We start from the raw sequence: 17,541 nt of genomic DNA, 5'->3' as shown, positions 1-17,541 counted from the left end.
ATTAGTCGTTACAATAGCAAGGTTTGTTTCCAAAGGTATAAGTTAGCGTAAGTCCAGTAAATACATACCAATCTTTGCTGTTTGTGTTGCCAAACGCATACTGTTTAAACTCCTTTTTTTGGGGGATACTTCCATCTAGGTCATCAGAAAAGGTGTAACGAGCTCCAGCTTCAAGTCCTAAAATAAAATTATCTGAAATTTTGGCTTTAAATCCTGCTATTATTGGAAGTGCTACCCCGCCAGAAACACCACTTGAATAGTGTTTTTTATTAATAGTGTACAAGTTATCAGAAAGATAATAACTTACTCCTGAATATAGGTATGGGGTAGAAACAAAACCGAATTTATGTAGGTTGAAATCGAAAAAATTAAATTCGAATCCTGCGGAAAATTCAGTTATAGTGTTTTCAAAATTTAGTCCACGGTTTTTTCTTGCTGTATTTGCAGCAGCAAAATCATTACCTCCAACTTTAGATTGCATTGCAGACAAACGCCATGAATACCTAGGGTTTACGTTCCATTTGTATAATAAGCCAAAAGCAACATGTCTAGGGTTTATATAATCAGTGCTTCCTACATCTCCTATAAAATTACTTCCTCCAGCAAAAACGCCAATTTCATGTGTTTGTGCGTTAGCTATCTGAAACAGAAAGAATAAGGTTAATATGTAAGTCGTTTTTCTCATTTATTTTTAATAAGGGTGCAAATATACTAATTCTGAACACTTAACAAAGTGAAATTTGTTATCCAGAGCAAATAATTATTTTCTGGTATTAATGTAGAAACGAAAAAAGAGGTGTTGTAGTATTTTTGGGTAAAATTAATTTCGTTTGTCTTCGCCCCAAAGTAGTTTATTGCGTAGTGTTTTTAGGAAAGTTTCTTCTGGAATTTCGATCATATTAATCTTAAAAGGTGTTTTTTTGATGGTCAAAATATCCTCGTTTTTTACCGATGCAATTCTAGAATCTAGCGAAACTAAGTAATTTTCTTCACGGCCAGAAACCTTCAATTTTATTTCGGTATTGTCAGGGATTACAAGCGGTCTTGCGTTTAGGTTGTGTGGCGCAATAGGGGTTATAACTAAACAGTTTGCTTCGGGTGTAAGGATGGGGCCTCCGCAACTCATAGAGTAACCCGTAGAGCCTGTTGGTGTTGATATAATTAAGCCGTCTGCCCAATAAGAATTTAAGTATTCTCCGTTCAAATAGGTTTCAATGGTAATCATCGAAGTGGTGTCTTTTCGGCTTACTGTAATTTCATTCATAGCAAAATTTAAATCCTTTATTTCTTCAATTTTACTAGCGCATTTTAAACTTAATAAAGTGCGTTTAGAGATGGTATATTTTTTTTCTAAAACTAATTGTAGGAAAGTCTCAATGTTTTCTTGCTGTACGGTTGCCAGAAAGCCTAATCTGCCTGCATTTATTCCTAAAATTGGAATTCCAGAATTTCTAACCAATGTTGTGGCTCTTAAGAAAGTTCCGTCTCCACCAACGCTTATAAGCATTTCGAAGCTTTTGTCTAAATCTTTGTGAGAACTAAATTTTTGGTAGGTATTTGCAATCGATTTGTTTTCGATTAAAATTGCAGCAAATTTTTCTTCAATAACAACTTGAATGTTATTTTGATTCAAAAAAGCAAACAATCGCGCAATAATTGGCGATGTCGAATTCTGATAGAATTGTCCGAAAACAGCTATTTTCATTTTTCTTATTTAATCGTTAATCGGTTTTTTGTTTAATCGGTTATACGATTAACCAACCAAACAAATCTGCGAACATTTATATATTAAGGTATTTGTCTAGATATTCCGAGCGTTCTTTTAGATTGTTTATGTAATTATCTTCTTGATGGTCAGAAATAATTTCATAGTCGTAACGACGAAAAGTTTGAATAATTTCGTTTATGCCACCAGCTGCAATTTTAATTGTTATTTGTGTTTTTGCACCAGTAGAATCAGATATAAACAACCCTAAAATCTTGCCATTATTGCCTTCTATAATTTGTGAAATTTGGCTAAAAGAATATTCGGTAATATTTTTTTCGATAATAATAATGCTTCCAGATTCTTTCAAGAAGGTTGTTTGGTTAAGAAAACTAATAATGTCTGCAATTTCGTAATAGCCTAAGTATTTGTTACTCTGGTCTATAATAGGTAAAATTGTGGTTTTATTTTTTGCAAAATCTTCTAAGATTTCTAACCAAATCGAATTGCTTTTGGCAAAAAATTGTTCGAGTGTATATTTGTAATCTATAATTTTTTTATCAAAATCGAAAGTTTCTATATCATCACTAGATAAGTTTCCAATAAAAACACCTTCTTCTGTAACTGGAAAATGAGAAAATGGAGTTTCTACAAAAAAATCCTGAGCCATACCAATACTTTCGTGAATGTCGAGCGGTTTGTAATCGTTATTTATATAGTCTGATAAAGTATTCATAATAAAATATCTGTTAGATGTAATTCGTTTTTCTTACCACATAGATACTAAGTTTTTCGGATTTTTGTAGCGACGTTTCACCTTATTATAGTAAATCGTAGCTTTGCGAACCAAGACCCGAGTGTTAGCAAATAGAATTGGTCTATTCAACTCTGTTTCTATGTGTTTTTTTAGAAAATTTAAAATTTTATTTATTATACCCACTGGGGTAGTAAAATAAAATAATCTACTGCAAAATAATTAAAAAATAAGTTACTAAGCTTGTTTTAGTTTGTATTTTTGTCATTTATAACTACAAATTAAGTTTATAATGTCTCAAAATCAATGCAAGTTAAGCGTAAATATTAATAAAATTGCCACTTTACGAAATTCTCGTGGCGGAAATGTGCCAGATTTGCTAAAAGTGGCTGCCGATATTCAGAAATTTGGAGCGCAAGGAATCACCATACATCCACGTCCTGACGAAAGACACATTCGTTACCAAGATGCACGCGATTTAAAACAAATTGTTTACACCGAATATAATATAGAGGGAAATCCGCTAGAACGTTCCTTTATCGATTTGGTTTTAGAAACAAAACCAACGCAAGTAACCTTGGTTCCTGATGGGAATGATAATTTAACCTCCAATGCGGGTTGGAATACCATTGCAAACAAAGAGTTTTTAACGGAAATTACACAAGAATTTCAGCGCCATAACATTCGAGTTTCTATATTTGTAGATCCAGTGCTCGAAATGATTGAAGGAGCAAAAAATACTGGAACCGACAGAATCGAATTGTACACCGAAGCTTTTGCACACCAATATGGTTTGGGTAACAAAAATGCTATCGAACCCTATACGAAAGCTGCTGTTTTAGCCCATGAACTCGGAATTGGTGTCAATGCAGGACATGATTTAAGTTTAGATAATATTCAGTTTTTTAACCAAAATATTCCAAATTTGATGGAAGTTTCTATAGGTCATGCGCTTATTGCCGAATCCTTATATTTAGGTTTGGATAATGTGGTGAATATGTATTTGCAGAGGTTGAAGTAGAATTAGGTTTTCAGGTTTTGTTTTATATTGAAAATAATTTATCTTCAATAGATGAAAATTGCTCTTTCGAAAATGCTTCAATATTTTGATTGTTTATCAGGAATATCGAATCACAGTTTTTAAATAAAATTTCTAAAATATGTGAAGAAATAAACACAATACTTGTTTTCGAGATTTCCTTAATATAATTCATCAAAATATAATTCGACTCTAAATCTAACCCATTAAAAGGCTCGTCAAAAATATAAATGGCATATTCTTTTTGCAAAACAGCATTAAGGTATGCCTTTTTTTTCATACCTGTCGAAAACTCTTTTATTAGTTTTTTCTCGTCGACACTAAATAATTTTTGTGCAATTTCTTCTTTAATATTGAGTAGGTTTCTGTAAAATTTCGAAAATTCTAATGTAGTAAGTTCGTCGTAAATTAAAGGCTCTGTGGCGCACCACGCTATTTCATTTTGTATAAGGGGTTTGTTTTTGTATTTAATTGTTCCTTCAAAAGGCGTTAAATCTTTGATACATTTAAAAAAAGTAGTTTTTCCTTGTCCGTTTTTACCAATAACACCAAAAATTCCATTTGTGTTTACTAACAGTTTAAGGTTCTTAAGGATTACTTTTTGTACATATTTTTTATTCTGAATATTAATATCAAGCATTTTGTGTTTTTTTTATAAAGGTTAACGATCTTTTGTATAAAAATGGTGCTATTATAAATGGAGTTCCAATATAAATCGTTCCTATTGCTGCTGCAAAGATAAATTGATGCATAAATGAGTTTCCGAAAAAGCTATATTTAATGAGAATATTTAGAACAGGCAAAAGAAATAGTAATGGTACAAATAATAATAAATCCCAATTTCTAAAAAGAATTATACATAGCAAAATAGGCAAGCTAATTAAGAAAGTGTTTTTTAAATTAGCTGTCATTTGTTGTATTAAGTAGTTTTTCGAACAATAAAAACTACTTTTAATATGTTCTATCCCTTCTCTGCCAAAAGTAGGAAACGTGGCTATAATTCCTGTAAATAGTAAGCTTGCTATTTTTAAATTGGCGTTTCCAGATTTTTCGCCCATGATAAATAAAAAAACAATAATAGGAATGGCAATGATTAATTTGTTTTTCCTAAAACCAATATGCCAAAAAGGGTCTGTTAAAGAAAATGGATAGTTTATCTTTGTATTGCTTAGTTTGGGTAAGTTCACAAATAATATCAGTATAAATGCCAATGTAAATCCCAGTAAGTATTCTTTGTTTATAATAAATAAAATAAGATAAGGTAACGTGTAAATAAAATATTCCCCAAATAGAATGAGTTTGTAGTTTTTATTTAGCTTTAACAATTCTAAATCTTTTCTGTTAGTATGATACGCTAGACCTTCTAACGTAATGAAGAGTAAATAATTTTTAACCTTATCAAAAACACCATTCAAAAAGAAAGGAATTAGTAAATAGGCGATAACTACAAGAAACATAGCTAAAAAATCGTCTTTAGCCACCAATCTGCGAAGTCGAACTAAAAAAAGCGTTTTAATTATTTTCATAAAGCAATGCTGTTGCAGGGTGTTTTTTTTAAGTTTTTAAAAATAAGCTTTTTTAAAAATTAAACAATTATTTTTGCGGTATAAAATATAAAATAACATGCTTTTTTCAAAAATAGAAGGTCAAGGCTTCCCACTCCTAATTCTCCACGGATTTTTAGGCATGTCAGACAATTGGAAAACACTCGCCACAAAATATGCAGAACAAGGATTTCAGGTTCATGCGTTAGATTTGCGAAACCACGGAAAATCTTTTCATTCTGATGATTTTAATTATCAAATAATGGTACAAGATGTGGTTAATTATTGCAAGTTTCATCATCTAACCTCTGTTAATCTAATAGGACACTCTATGGGCGGCAAAGTAGTTATGCTGCTTGCAACAGTTTATCCGGAATTAGTAAATAAACTAGTGGTGGCTGATATTGGTCCTAAGTTTTATCCAGCACACCACCAAACCATTTTAGCCGCACTCAATGCAGTCGATTTTTCAAAAAAACCATCACGCACAGAAGCTGAAGCAATCGTTTCTAAATATATTTCCGATTTTGGAACCAGACAATTCTTGCTCAAAAATTTATATTGGCAAGAACCAGGACAATTGGCTTTCCGTTTCAATTTGAAAGTATTTAATGAGAAAATAGAAAGTATTGGAAAAGCTTTGCCTTTTAATAATATATTTAAAAAAGAAACCTTATTTTTACGTGGCGATAAATCCGATTATATATTAGATTCAGATTTCGAGACCATTTTGCATCATTTTCCAAAAGCAGAAATACAAACTATTTCAAACGCAGGACACTGGCTTCATGCCGAAAACCCTGCCGATTTTTTTGAAAAAACGATACAATTTTTCAAAAAAAAAATAATTACATAAATTTGTAATAATAATTTCTTGTTTCAAGTATAAATTACACAAATTTCTATTTTATTAAGTTTGATTCGCTGTGGTAACAGCCCATAAATAATTATCAATTTTAAACAAACAAAACATAATGAAACTACTTTTACGCCTACTAATTACAACCATTATAGTTGTAGCACTCTCTTATTTTATGACCGGGGTTCAGGTCGATAGTATTGCAATAGCTATAAAAGTTGCTGTTGTATTAGCATTGTTAAATACATTTCTAAAACCAGTTTTAGTATTTTTTACATTTCCAATTACAATGTTTACACTAGGATTATTCCTATTAGTTATCAATGCAGCAATGGTTTTATTATGTGATTATTGTCTAGAAGGATTTACCATAAGTTCATTCTTAACCGCATTATTTTTTAGTGTTTTACTATCCATTTCGCAATCAGTTTTATATAAATTCATACCAGACAACAAATAGTAAAATTCAATAAGTTAAAAATTTGTTGGGTGGTATAAATTTTGTAATTTTGCCACCCAATTTTATTATGTAAATTAAAGAGAAGATGGATATTAGAAGAATAGCAATAAGTCCAGTAATGGAAATTATCGAAATTACAGTAATGCCTACAGATTACAAAGGGCAAGTAGCAAAACGCATCAACGAAAAAATGCCTCTAGCAACCGTAAAAGGCTTCCGTAAAGGAGCTGTGCCAAAAGATTTAGTAGAAAAACAATACGGAAAAGCAATTAAACAAGAAGAAGTAAAAAAAGTAGTCGATTTAGCTTTAGAAAGATTTATCACTGCCGAAAGATTAGCATTGCTAGGAACACCGTTAGCCATCGAAAAAGAAATTTTCAATTGGGAAGTAGAAGCACTAACTTTTCAATACGAAGTAGGATTAGCACCATTTTTCACTTTAGATCTTGATGCAAAAACCAACGTAGTAAAATATGTCGTTACTGCCGATGACAAATTAATCGACGGGCAAGTAACACGTATCCAAAAACAATTCGGAAAAGCCATTCCTCAAGAAATTGTTTCAGAAAAAACAGAAATTTCAGGAACATTTACAAACCAAGAAGCAGGAATAAACAATCCAATTACCATTTCTCTAGACATATTTAAAGACAAAGAAACGGCACAAAAATTTATCGGAAAAAAATCAGGAGATATAGTTACAGTAAACACAAAAGGACTATTTCAAGACGACCATCAACTAATGGATTACCTAAAAGTAAGCCACGATGACGTACACGGATTAGAAGTAGAGGTAAACTTTACAATAGAAAACATTAACGAAACCGAGCCAGCAGAACTAAACCAAGAACTATTCGACAAACTTTTTGGCGAAGGAAACGTAGCAACGCTAGAAGAATTAAAAGCAAAAATAAAAGAAGACGCAGAATCTCAGTTCGCAGAACAAGCAGAACAAAAACTAACAGACGACGTTGTAAACGCATTAATCGAAAACACAAAATTCGATTTGCCAAAAGAATTTCTGATAAAATGGTTACAAACAGCAGGAGAAAAAAACCTATCCCCAGCAGAAGCAGAAATAGAATACATTCGATCAGAAAAAGGATTGCGTTTTCAAATGATCGAAGGACGTGCTTTAGCACAAAGTGATATCAAAATCAACTTTGAAGATCTCAAAACATTTACCTCAAAATCAATCCGTCAGCAAATGGCACAGTTCGGGCAAACAAACCCAACAGACCAAGAAGTAGAAGGAATTGTAGCAAGAGTTTTGTCAAACCAAGAAGAAGTAAAAAGATTGTCAGAACAAGTAACAAAAGACAAACTTTTACAAATGTTAGTCGAAAAAGCAAACCCTACCACAAAAGAAGTCACTTATGAGCAATTTGTTGCAGCAATGTACGGCGAATAAATAATAAAAAAAGATTATCTTTGAAACGTCAGAAATTTATTTTTGGCGTTTTTTTATTTGAAGCCAATCCAGCTATTCGTTTCAAGTTTTTTTGTCTAGTTGTTTTTTTCTAAGCAAAAAAAGGAGCTTCCTCTGGTCGCTCTTTTCCTGCAAGAAAAAATACAACCAGCCCGCAAAAAGCTTTTCACTACTATCTGGGCTAACTAATAATTGATAATTAATAATTTATAATTAATTTTAAGATGAATTACAGAAAAGACCCAAGAGCTATGTTCGAACAGGCGAAGGAATTTAAAAAATTTGCAACAAAACACCAAGGTGTCAATGCAATGTATTATGATAAAATAGTGGGCGCCATGAGCCCAACAAACATGACCCCATATATTATAGAAGAACGCCAGTTAAACATCTCTCAACTAGACGTATTTTCAAGACTAATGATGGACAGGATTATATTCCTAGGAACAGGCATAGACGATCAAATAGCAAACATCGTACAAGCACAATTGCTTTTCCTAGAAAGTGCAGATGCTAGTAAAGACATACAAATTTACCTAAACTCTCCAGGAGGAAGCGTTTATGCAGGATTAGGAATTTATGACACCATGCAATACATCAAACCAGATGTAGCCACAATTTGCACAGGAATGGCAGCCTCTATGGGCGCAGTTCTGTTATGCGCTGGAGCAGCAGGAAAACGTTCGGCATTACCACACTCGCGAGTAATGATTCACCAACCATCAGGCGGCGCACAAGGAGTTGCTACTGATATGGAGATTAATTTACGTGAAATGCTCAAGCTAAAAGACGAATTATATAACATTATATCGCACCATTCAGGGCAAACTTTCGACAAAGTACACGCAGATTCTGAACGTGATTACTGGATGATTGCCGACCAAGCAAAAGAATACGGAATGATTGACGAAGTGTTGAGAAGATAATAAAAAGTCGAAAGTCAAAAGTCGAAAGTCAAAAGACTTTATGACATTTGACTTTATGACATTTGACAAAAAAAAATGGCAAAACAAAAATTAGAATGTTCCTTCTGCGGAAGAAAAAAACCAGACACCAGCTTATTAATCGCCGGAATAGATTCACATATATGTGATAAATGTATCGAGCAAGCACACGGAATTGTTCTGGAAGAGTTAAAAACCAATGGCAGTTCACGCCAAGTTTCAGACTTAGTTTTACAAAAACCAAAACAAATTAGAGCTTTTCTAGACCAATACGTTATTGGTCAAGACCAAACAAAAAAAGTAATGTCTGTAGCGGTTTACAACCACTACAAGCGATTAATGCAACAAAACGATCATGACGAAGTAGAGATAGAAAAATCTAATATCATCATGGTAGGGCAAACAGGAACAGGAAAAACACTAGTAGCAAAAACAATTGCCAAAATGCTAGATGTTCCCTTAGCTATTGTCGATGCAACTGTACTAACAGAAGCAGGATATGTAGGAGAAGATGTAGAAAGTATTCTAACTCGCCTTTTGCAAGCAGCAGATTATGATGTCGCCAAAGCCGAAAGAGGAATCGTTTTTATCGATGAAATTGACAAAATTGCACGAAAAAGCGATAACCCATCTATAACTCGTGATGTTTCAGGAGAAGGAGTACAACAAGCATTACTAAAACTCTTAGAAGGAACCGTTGTAAATGTGCCGCCAAAAGGCGGACGCAAACACCCAGACCAAAAATTTGTAGAAGTAAATACCCAAGATATTTTATTTATTGCCGGTGGCGCTTTCGATGGTATTGAAAGAATAATTTCAAAAAGATTAAACCGTCAAGCCGTTGGTTATAGCACCTCTAAAAATGTCGATAACATAGACAAAGACAATTTATTACAATATATTATCCCAAAAGACATTAAAGATTTTGGCTTAATTCCAGAAATAATAGGTCGTTTGCCAGTACTTACACACATGGATCCGCTAGATAAAGAAACCTTGCGTGCTATTTTGACACAACCCAAAAATGCTTTAATCAAACAATATCAAAAATTATTTATGATGGACGATGTTGTATTTAATATTACAGATGAAGCACTCGATTTTATTGTAGATAAAGCCCTAGAATACAAACTAGGCGCTCGTGGATTGCGTTCTTTATGCGAAGCCATCTTAACCGATGCTATGTACGAATTACCAAGTTCAGACGATAAAATTCTGAATATCGATAAGGAATATGCACACCATACCTTAACAAAAAACTTGTTGAAGCGATTAGAAATGGCTTCTTAATAAAAAAGTTAAAAGTAAAAAAGTTAAAAGTCATAAAGTCTTGAGATTCTATTTAATTTTTTTTTTTTTTTCAAAGGGAGAAAACTAAAAAAACATGATGCAATCTAACAAACCTTTCCGTTTTGTTACTTTATGACTTTGTACTAATTTATAAGATAAAGTTAAACATTTGTTGTCTGTCGATATCAATTTAAAAAACTTTGTAACTTTGTATTTTAAAATTCAAAAAAAATGTTCGGAATAGGAGGAGGAGAATTAGTATTTATCATGTTTGTAGCCTTGATGCTTTTTGGGTCAGATAAGATTCCAGATATTGCTCGTACCATGGGAAAAGCCATGGCGCAACTAAAAAATGCAACAAATGATATAAAATCTGAAATTCAGCGTGGTGCCGAATCTAATGATATTGATATAAAATCACTAACAGGCGATTTTACTTCTGAAATTGACAAAGTAAAACAAGGATTTAATAAAATCATTACCGATAATACTTCGGATTCCTTAGGTACAAAATCTATCACTGACGATATTACTTCAGAAATTGAAAAGGTCAAAGAAAATTTAGATGATCTTACCGGACCAATAAAACGCCAGTTATAATGTTAGAAAAAATAATAACAATAGACAAAGAATTGTTGGTGTTTTTAAATACATTAGGCTCAAAAGATTTCGATTCACTGTGGTTAATTATTACCAAACAATCTAGTTGGATTCCGCTTTTTGTCTTCTTATTGTATTTAGTTTATAAGAAATTGGGAGCAAAACAAACAATAATTGTTGTGCTTTTTGTAGCTGTTTTGCTTACGGTAAATAATACAATTACCGAGTTGTTTAAAACCATGTTTCAGCGATTGCGACCTTGTAATGATCCAGCAATTAAAGATGTAATTAGAAACATAAAACCAAGTTCTACTTTTAGTTTTTTCTCAGGACATTCGTCAAATACCATGGCAGTTTTTGTATTTCTATACGCTATATTTAAAAAGCAATACAAGTATTTTTGGATACTAATCCTTTGGCCATTAATCTTTGCTTATAGTCGTATTTATTTAGCATTGCATTTTCCTACAGATATACTTGCAGGATATACTTGTGGTATTATTACAGGATCTATAACATTTACAGGCTATAAATGGTTTCAGCTAAAATATTTTAAGAATTATTTGTAGTTTTTTTAACTTCAAAAAGCGTTATTTAGTACTAAAAATAAACGTTTGAATCTTGAACTACAAAACTCTACTAACAGTTAGTCCGTCTCTTATAGGTAACAAAACAGTTTCAACTCTCGGATCATTCTTTAAAAGTAAATTATATTCTAGCAAAATTTTTGTACTCAAATCATTTTTTTCTAAAGGCAAAACAACTTTTCCCGACCACAAAACATTATCGGATAAAATAATGCCGCCTTTACTCATTTTAGGGAGAATTAAATTAAAATAATTAATATAATTTTCCTTATCAGCATCAATAAAAACCAAATCGAATTTCAAATCTAAAATCGGAATAATATCAACAGCTTCACCTAAATGTTGCACGATTTGATTTCCCCAAGGCGATTTGTCGAAATATTTTCTTTGAAAATCTATTAATTCCTCTTTAATATCAATAGTGTGTAATTGCCCGTTTTCTTGCATACCTTCGCACAAGCACAAACCAGAATAACCAGTATATGTGCCTATTTCGAGAATGTTTACCGGACGAATGAGTTTGCTTAACATACTGAGAACACGACCCTGAAAATGTCCGCTCAGCATTCTGGGCAACAAAATTTTCTGGTAGGTTTCTTTATTAAGTTGTGCTAATAATTCAGGTTCGTTTTCTGAATGTTGCTCGATATAATCTTCTAAATCTTGTGAAAGGAAATGCATTTGATAAAATTTTAAGCAAAAATACAAATTACCAAAACAACAAATTACTAAATCAACAAAATAACCTAAATTTGCACCATGCAAATCGAGAAAAAAGACATACGAGCATTATCTAAAGATCAATTACGTGATTTTTTTGTAATTAATAAAGACAAAGCCTTTCGGGGCAACCAGGTTTACGAATGGTTATGGAGCAAAGGGGCGCACAGCTTCGAGGACATGACAAATGTTTCTAAAGAAACCAGACAAATGCTTGTTGAAAATTTTGTTATCAATCATATTAAAGTAGATACAATGCAACGCAGCAGTGACGGAACGGTAAAAAATGCGGTTCGTTTGCATGATGGTTTAATTGTCGAATCTGTTTTAATCCCAACAGAAACCAGAACAACCGCTTGTGTTTCTAGCCAAGTGGGTTGTAGCTTAGATTGTAATTTTTGTGCTACAGCTCGACTAAAACGCATGCGAAATCTAGAACCTGGCGAAATTTATGACCAAGTTCTGGCTATCGATAGAGAAAGTAAATTATATTTTAACCGTCCTTTGTCTAATATTGTATTTATGGGAATGGGTGAGCCACTCATGAATTATAACAACGTTATCAAAGCGATTGACATGATAACTTCTAGCGAAGGCTTAGGAATGTCGCCAAAAAGAATTACCGTTTCTACCTCGGGCGTTTCTAAAATGATTAAAAAAATGGCCGATGATGAGGTAAAATTTAAACTAGCTGTTTCCTTACATTCGGCTGTCGAAGAGATTCGTAATAAAATTATGCCTTTTACAAAAAGTTTTCCATTGCCTGAATTGCGTGAGGCTTTACAATATTGGTATCACAAAACCAAAAGCAAAATTACATACGAATATGTGGTTTGGAAAGGAATAAACGACAACAAAGAATCTGTAGATGCGCTGGTTAAATTTTGTAAACATGTACCCTGCAAAGTAAACCTTATCGAATATAACCCTATTGATGATGGTGAGTTTCAGCAAGCATCGCCAGAATCTATAAATGCTTATATAAAAGCACTAGAGGCAAACGGAATTATTGCAAAAGTGCGCCACAGTCGTGGTAAAGATATAGATGCTGCTTGCGGACAATTAGCCAATAAAGAAATATAACAAAAAACTCCCTGAAATATTATTTTAGGGAGTTTTTGTTTAAATAAAAGCATTATTTAATTTCCTAAAGCAATAGTATGAGAAACACCATTTATAGTAAATACTGCCAGATTATCACAATCTCCGTTTCCGTAGTCTAATGTAGCAATATGAGAATTTCTAACAAATGATATAACTCCTTTAGATAACGCACTGTTTGTAGGGGTACAAGCTAATTTTATGATTATCGGACTAGTAATTGTGCTGGTTTGTGTAACGGTATTAGGAAAAGTAGTCGTCCAGTTTCCAGTAACGCTATACACATTGTCTGTCCAGTTTGGGGTGTTGTATCCAGCAATAATTTCGCTTGTTCTTGTGCCAACTCTTGTTATAATTCTTCCGTCGGGTAAAATAATGGTAAGATTCATGTGCATAACCCAAATAGGATGACTTGGCGAAGCCACCGTTGCCATGCTCATAGTTCTTGTAAAAGTTTTAGTGCCTTCAATTTTTCTCAAATTGTGATAAAAATTGTCGAAACTACAATTAATTGTTTGGATAGGTGCATTTGGATTGTAAACGAAAGAAAGAATTATTTTTCCTTTCAGTATATTTCCGTTAGACATGGTGCAACCAATAGTACCAAAATCGATAGTTTTAGTGACTGTTTGTCCAATGGTTAAAACGACACCAAAATCAGGAACTCTAGTAATTATAGCACATGGTGAAAAATAATTTTCTTGGGAAGCAGCATTTTTATACGAAAGGGTATTAGAATCGATATTGTCATACTGATTTTCTACAATATTATGCACATCGTTATTTTCGGTATCTACTTTGGCATTAATTCCAGCTTCTTCAGCAGTTACCGTCGAGTCGTCTGTCGTTTCCTTGTCTTTAGAGCAACCAATTGTTATTAGCGCTAAAAACAATCCGAATAATAAAATTTTACTTTTCATAATTATGGTTTTTTAAAAGGTTTGTTGGTAAGACATCGTTTTTTTAAAAAGGTTTAATCAGATATGAAAAAATTAATACTTAAATGCTATCTTTGAATCGCTATATGGATATCACGTCACAAATAAAAAAACCAATTCTTGAGGAAATGGAACTTTTCGAAAAAAAGTTTCAACAATCTATGTCTTCAAAAATTGCGTTGCTTAATAGAATTACCTATTATGTTGTAAACCGAAAAGGCAAACAAATGCGCCCTATGTTTGTTTTTCTCACGGCAAAGATGATTTCTGGCGGAACAGTTTTAGAACGAACTTATCGTGGTGCACTAGTTATCGAGCTTATTCATACAGCCACTTTAGTACACGATGATGTGGTAGATGACAGCAACCGTCGTCGTGGTTTTTTCTCTATTAATGCACTTTGGAAAAATAAAATAGCAGTACTAGTAGGCGATTATTTACTCTCTAAAGGATTATTACTTTCTATAGATAATGGCGATTTCGATTTGCTAAAAATAATTTCGGTAGCAGTTCGAGAAATGAGCGAAGGCGAATTGTTGCAAATAGAAAAAGCCAGAAGATTAGATATTACCGAAGCTATTTATTACGAAATTATTCGCCAGAAAACCGCTACACTTATTGCGGCCTGTTGTGCATTGGGTGCACAATCTGTCTCTAACGATGAGGTTCAAGTAGAAAAAATGAGAAAATTTGGCGAACTCATAGGAATGGCTTTCCAGATAAAAGATGATTTGTTCGACTATACCGAAGACGCCATAGGAAAACCAACAGGAATAGACATCAAAGAACAAAAAATGACATTACCACTCATTCATGTTCTAAATAATTGTACTTCAAAAGAAAAAAGTTGGCTCATTAACTCTATCAAAAACTACAATAAAGACAAAAAAAGAGTAAAAGAAGTCATCACTTTCGTTAAAAATAATAGCGGATTGGCTTATGCCGAACATAAAATGAGGCAATTTCAGCAAGAAGCACTTTCGTTACTTCAGGATTTCCCAAATTCAACCTATAAAGACTCTCTGATCTTGATGGTGAATTATGTTATTGAAAGGAAAAAATAATTTTTTTTAACCATATAATATTCATTTTTAGGTTAATAAAAAATATTTTAAAAATAATTTGATACCTCATGCAACTATTTCACGACTCTTCTCGTCTATGTAAATAGAAGTCAGTTTTTTAATATCAATTGCAATAAAAAAACAATTTTACGATTGATATTCATATTGATTTTTGCCATTATATATGAAAGTAATAAACTTACATCAAGTTGAAAAAGAACTAATCGAATTGGCTACAGGCAATAATCGTCAGGCACAACAAAAGATTTATTCTAAATTTTCTGGAAAAATGTTAAGTGTTTGCCGACAATATATTAAAGACATTCACCAAGGGGAAGATGTTATGATTACAGCGTTTATGAAAGTATTTGCAAATCTTAAAAATTTCGAACACAAAGGTAGTTTTGAAGGTTGGATACGACGAATTATGGTAAACGAATGTATCTCTTATTTAAGAGTTCAGAAACCAATAAAATTTGTTGATGATTCGCAATATTTAGAAGAAGGTTTCAATAATATTGAAAGTCAATTTTCGGTCGAAGACATTCAATTTCTAATAGATAGTTTACCAGATGGATATAAAATGGTTTTCAATTTGTATGCCATTGAAGGCTACAAACATCAGGAAATAGCACAAATGTTAGATATAAACGAGGGCACATCGAAATCACAATTATTTCATGCCCGAAAAATATTGCAAACCCAAATTGCCAAACTAAAAAATTACGAAAATGGAACCGAATAAATTAGAAAATCAAATACGAGAAAAGTTGAATGCTAGAGAAATTCAACCTTCGGCACAAGCTTGGGATAGGTTAGATGCCATGCTTTTGGTTACAGAAAAAAATAAACCAAAAAAACGTTTGGCGTGGCTCTATATTGCAGCAAGTATGATTGGTTTTGTGTTTGTTGGCTTGCTTTTTTATGACCAAGAAAACAAAAATACAAACACTAACAATCAAACGGTTGTTGAGGTTAATGATGATAAGAAACCTGTTTTGCTTGAAGAGGTAAATCAGTCCAAAATAACAAACAATTCAAAAGAAGCAGTTTTGGCAATTATTGAAACCAAAAAAGAATTAGCAAAAGCTAAAAATACAAATAAAAAAATTCAGGAATTTACAAAAGAACCATTAGAGAATAAAGAAATTATTGCGGAGATAATTCCTCAAAAAACGGAAGAGAAACTTAAAACAGAAACTAATCCGACAACACTTATAGCTTCGGTCGAAATGAAGAATGAGCAAACCAAAAATGTAAATAAACCCAAATTAAAAATAGATGCAATCGCATTACTTTCGCAAGTTGACGGCGAAATAACGCTAACTTTTCGTCAAAAAGCTTTTAAATTAATAAGTAAAAATTACGATAGCGCAAAAGAAGCAGTAGTAAGTAGAAATCAGGAGTAACAATCATCAAATCAATTTTAAAATTAAACATTATGAGGAATTTAATTATTTACTTAGCAGTATTCTTATGCAGTATTGCAAACAGTTTACAGGCACAAGAATCTTTCGAAGCCAGAGCAAAAGCAATAGCTTCAAACATCGAAAAAATTACAAAAGAAGAAAAAGAAGCTTTAAAAAAGCAAGTAGAAGAAGTTAATGTAGTACTAGGTAAGAATAGTATTACACAACAGCAAGCAGACGAAAAGAAGATGCAATTGGCAACAACATCTGCAAATAATATTGAAAGTAGAATTGCTGTAGAGGAATCTAAACTTTCAGAATTAGTTAAGGAAAAAGTAGAGGGAAAATTGGCATTAAATAATAATGAAAATGCTAAAAAGAAAAAATTATATAGTATTTCTTATGGAGGAGATAATGCGAAGAAGAAAGATTCTATCCGAGAAAATACATCTGAAAAAAGAACAACCTCCCAAATTGTTATAGCAACAGGTTTCAATAATTTAGTAACAAACGGAAGAATAGCCAATTCTGACTTTGGTTATTTAAGATCTGAATTCCTAGAATGGGGTTATACCCACAATACACGATTATTAGAAAGCAACAATTTATTGCATTTAAAATACGGATTTTCATTTATGTATAATACATTAACGCCCACCAATAATCGTTCTTTTGAAGTGAATGGAGATCATACTAATTTAGTAACAAACCAATTCAAATTAAGAAAAAATGATAGTTATTTCAAAAACGTATTTATAACTATTCCGTTGCATTTAGAATTCGATTTTTCTAAAAGCAAAACAATAAATGATAAAGTTTTTTTTAGATCTCATAGAGGATTTAGACTAGGAATAGGCGGGTTTGTTGGGTATAACACCAACGCTAAACAATTCTTATCTTATGATTTAGATGGTCATAGGGTTAGTGTGAAACAAAAAGGAAATTGGAACACAAACGACTGGAATTACGGCTTAAGCTCGTATATAGGCTACGGACAAATTAGTTTATACGCAAAATATGATTTGAATTCAATGTTTAAAAACAATCCCGTCAAACAAAATAATATCTCGTTAGGAATAAGATTAGATTTGAATTAGT

At 32.4% G+C, this 17,541-nt stretch carries 20 protein-coding genes; 13 read left to right on the top strand and 7 right to left on the bottom strand.

Annotation, left to right across the window (positions count from 1 at the left end; all coding sequences use genetic code 11):
- Window position 1: 1 nt before the first annotated feature.
- The 3 genes from porG to B0A57_RS05635 all read right to left on the bottom strand — a co-directional run bounded on the left by porG (window position 2) and on the right by B0A57_RS05635 (window position 2,441).
- The gene (gene porG, locus B0A57_RS05645; RefSeq protein WP_034098887.1) at window positions 2-685 is read right to left on the bottom strand and encodes a type IX secretion system protein PorG; all 684 of its coding nucleotides are present in this window, start codon (window positions 683-685) and stop codon (window positions 2-4) included.
- Between the two features lie 135 nt (window positions 686-820).
- On the bottom strand, window positions 821-1,705 hold the full coding sequence (locus B0A57_RS05640; RefSeq protein ID WP_011964192.1) for an NAD kinase: 885 nt from the start codon (window positions 1,703-1,705) through the stop codon (window positions 821-823).
- A gap of 76 nt (window positions 1,706-1,781) precedes the next feature.
- A complete protein-coding gene (locus tag B0A57_RS05635; protein ID WP_011964191.1) occupies window positions 1,782-2,441 on the bottom strand; it encodes a CBS domain-containing protein in 660 nt (219 codons plus the stop codon).
- 310 nt (window positions 2,442-2,751) lie between these two features.
- On the opposite strand from B0A57_RS05635, the gene B0A57_RS05630 reads away from it, so the two are divergent.
- Window positions 2,752-3,480: a pyridoxine 5'-phosphate synthase gene (locus B0A57_RS05630; RefSeq protein ID WP_034098886.1), complete on the top strand. Its 729-nt coding sequence runs from the start codon at window positions 2,752-2,754 to the stop codon at window positions 3,478-3,480.
- Between the two features lie 22 nt (window positions 3,481-3,502).
- Here the strand turns inward: B0A57_RS05630 and B0A57_RS05625 are convergent, their stop codons facing one another.
- Together B0A57_RS05625 and B0A57_RS05620 are read right to left on the bottom strand one after the other, a co-directional pair.
- Window positions 3,503-4,138 (bottom strand): ATP-binding cassette domain-containing protein, encoded by a 636-nt coding sequence (locus tag B0A57_RS05625; RefSeq protein ID WP_034098884.1) that lies wholly within the window; start codon window positions 4,136-4,138, stop codon window positions 3,503-3,505.
- Complete coding sequence (locus B0A57_RS05620) at window positions 4,131-5,024, bottom strand: hypothetical protein (protein ID WP_034098882.1); 894 nt, start codon at window positions 5,022-5,024, stop codon at window positions 4,131-4,133. The genes B0A57_RS05625 and B0A57_RS05620 overlap by 8 nt, the downstream gene beginning before the upstream one ends.
- 97 nt (window positions 5,025-5,121) lie before the next feature.
- Between B0A57_RS05620 and B0A57_RS05615 the strand changes: the two genes are divergently transcribed.
- The 7 genes from B0A57_RS05615 (at window position 5,122) to B0A57_RS05585 (ending at window position 11,193) form a co-directional block, all read left to right on the top strand.
- Window positions 5,122-5,898 carry an alpha/beta fold hydrolase gene (locus B0A57_RS05615; protein WP_034101778.1) on the top strand — a complete coding sequence of 259 codons (777 nt, stop codon included), beginning with the start codon at window positions 5,122-5,124 and terminating at the stop codon, window positions 5,896-5,898.
- Between the two features lie 118 nt (window positions 5,899-6,016).
- The gene (locus tag B0A57_RS05610; RefSeq protein WP_011964186.1) at window positions 6,017-6,361 is read left to right on the top strand and encodes a phage holin family protein; all 345 of its coding nucleotides are present in this window, start codon (window positions 6,017-6,019) and stop codon (window positions 6,359-6,361) included.
- A gap of 85 nt (window positions 6,362-6,446) precedes the next feature.
- Window positions 6,447-7,772, top strand: a complete 1,326-nt coding sequence (locus tag B0A57_RS05605) for a trigger factor (protein WP_011964185.1) — start codon at window positions 6,447-6,449, stop codon at window positions 7,770-7,772.
- Between the two features lie 242 nt (window positions 7,773-8,014).
- On the top strand, window positions 8,015-8,716 hold the full coding sequence (gene clpP, locus B0A57_RS05600; protein ID WP_011964184.1) for an ATP-dependent Clp endopeptidase proteolytic subunit ClpP: 702 nt from the start codon (window positions 8,015-8,017) through the stop codon (window positions 8,714-8,716).
- A 75-nt stretch (window positions 8,717-8,791) separates the two neighbouring features.
- Entirely contained in the window at window positions 8,792-10,024 is a 1,233-nt protein-coding gene (gene clpX / locus B0A57_RS05595; RefSeq protein WP_011964183.1) for an ATP-dependent Clp protease ATP-binding subunit ClpX, read from the top strand.
- A gap of 231 nt (window positions 10,025-10,255) precedes the next feature.
- Window positions 10,256-10,624 carry a Sec-independent protein translocase subunit TatA/TatB gene (locus B0A57_RS05590; RefSeq protein ID WP_011964182.1) on the top strand — a complete coding sequence of 123 codons (369 nt, stop codon included), beginning with the start codon at window positions 10,256-10,258 and terminating at the stop codon, window positions 10,622-10,624.
- Window positions 10,624-11,193 carry a phosphatase PAP2 family protein gene (locus B0A57_RS05585; protein ID WP_034098880.1) on the top strand — a complete coding sequence of 190 codons (570 nt, stop codon included), beginning with the start codon at window positions 10,624-10,626 and terminating at the stop codon, window positions 11,191-11,193. The genes B0A57_RS05590 and B0A57_RS05585 overlap by 1 nt, the downstream gene beginning before the upstream one ends.
- A 57-nt stretch (window positions 11,194-11,250) precedes the next feature.
- On the opposite strand, the gene B0A57_RS05580 is transcribed toward B0A57_RS05585, so the two are convergent.
- Window positions 11,251-11,892 (bottom strand): O-methyltransferase, encoded by a 642-nt coding sequence (locus B0A57_RS05580; protein ID WP_011964180.1) that lies wholly within the window; start codon window positions 11,890-11,892, stop codon window positions 11,251-11,253.
- A gap of 78 nt (window positions 11,893-11,970) precedes the next feature.
- Between B0A57_RS05580 and rlmN the strand changes: the two genes are divergently transcribed.
- Window positions 11,971-13,014: a 23S rRNA (adenine(2503)-C(2))-methyltransferase RlmN gene (gene rlmN / locus B0A57_RS05575; protein WP_034098878.1), complete on the top strand. Its 1,044-nt coding sequence runs from the start codon at window positions 11,971-11,973 to the stop codon at window positions 13,012-13,014.
- Between the two features lie 56 nt (window positions 13,015-13,070).
- Here rlmN and B0A57_RS05570 read toward each other — a convergent pair whose 3' ends face one another.
- Window positions 13,071-13,952, bottom strand: a complete 882-nt coding sequence (locus B0A57_RS05570) for a hypothetical protein (protein ID WP_034098876.1) — start codon at window positions 13,950-13,952, stop codon at window positions 13,071-13,073.
- Between the two features lie 104 nt (window positions 13,953-14,056).
- Here B0A57_RS05570 and B0A57_RS05565 point away from each other — a divergent pair, with 104 nt between their 5' ends.
- From B0A57_RS05565 to B0A57_RS05550, 4 genes are all read left to right on the top strand, one after another.
- Window positions 14,057-15,034 (top strand): polyprenyl synthetase family protein, encoded by a 978-nt coding sequence (locus B0A57_RS05565; RefSeq protein WP_034098874.1) that lies wholly within the window; start codon window positions 14,057-14,059, stop codon window positions 15,032-15,034.
- Window positions 15,035-15,218: 184 nt separating this feature from the next.
- Window positions 15,219-15,779 carry an RNA polymerase sigma factor gene (locus B0A57_RS05560; RefSeq protein WP_034098872.1) on the top strand — a complete coding sequence of 187 codons (561 nt, stop codon included), beginning with the start codon at window positions 15,219-15,221 and terminating at the stop codon, window positions 15,777-15,779.
- Window positions 15,766-16,443, top strand: a complete 678-nt coding sequence (locus B0A57_RS05555; RefSeq protein WP_034098869.1) for a hypothetical protein — start codon at window positions 15,766-15,768, stop codon at window positions 16,441-16,443. Before B0A57_RS05560 ends, B0A57_RS05555 begins: the two co-directional genes overlap by 14 nt.
- Before the next feature lie 32 nt (window positions 16,444-16,475).
- Complete coding sequence (locus tag B0A57_RS05550; RefSeq protein WP_034098867.1) at window positions 16,476-17,540, top strand: hypothetical protein; 1,065 nt, start codon at window positions 16,476-16,478, stop codon at window positions 17,538-17,540.
- The last annotated feature ends 1 nt before the right edge of the window (window position 17,541 follow it).

The sequence above is a fragment of the Flavobacterium psychrophilum DSM 3660 = ATCC 49418 genome, from assembly GCF_002217405.1.
GTDB classification, from domain to species: Bacteria; Bacteroidota; Bacteroidia; order Flavobacteriales; family Flavobacteriaceae; genus Flavobacterium; species Flavobacterium psychrophilum.
The sequence above is the reverse complement of the archived record's forward strand: the minus strand, read 5'-3'. Positions and strand labels throughout refer to the sequence as shown.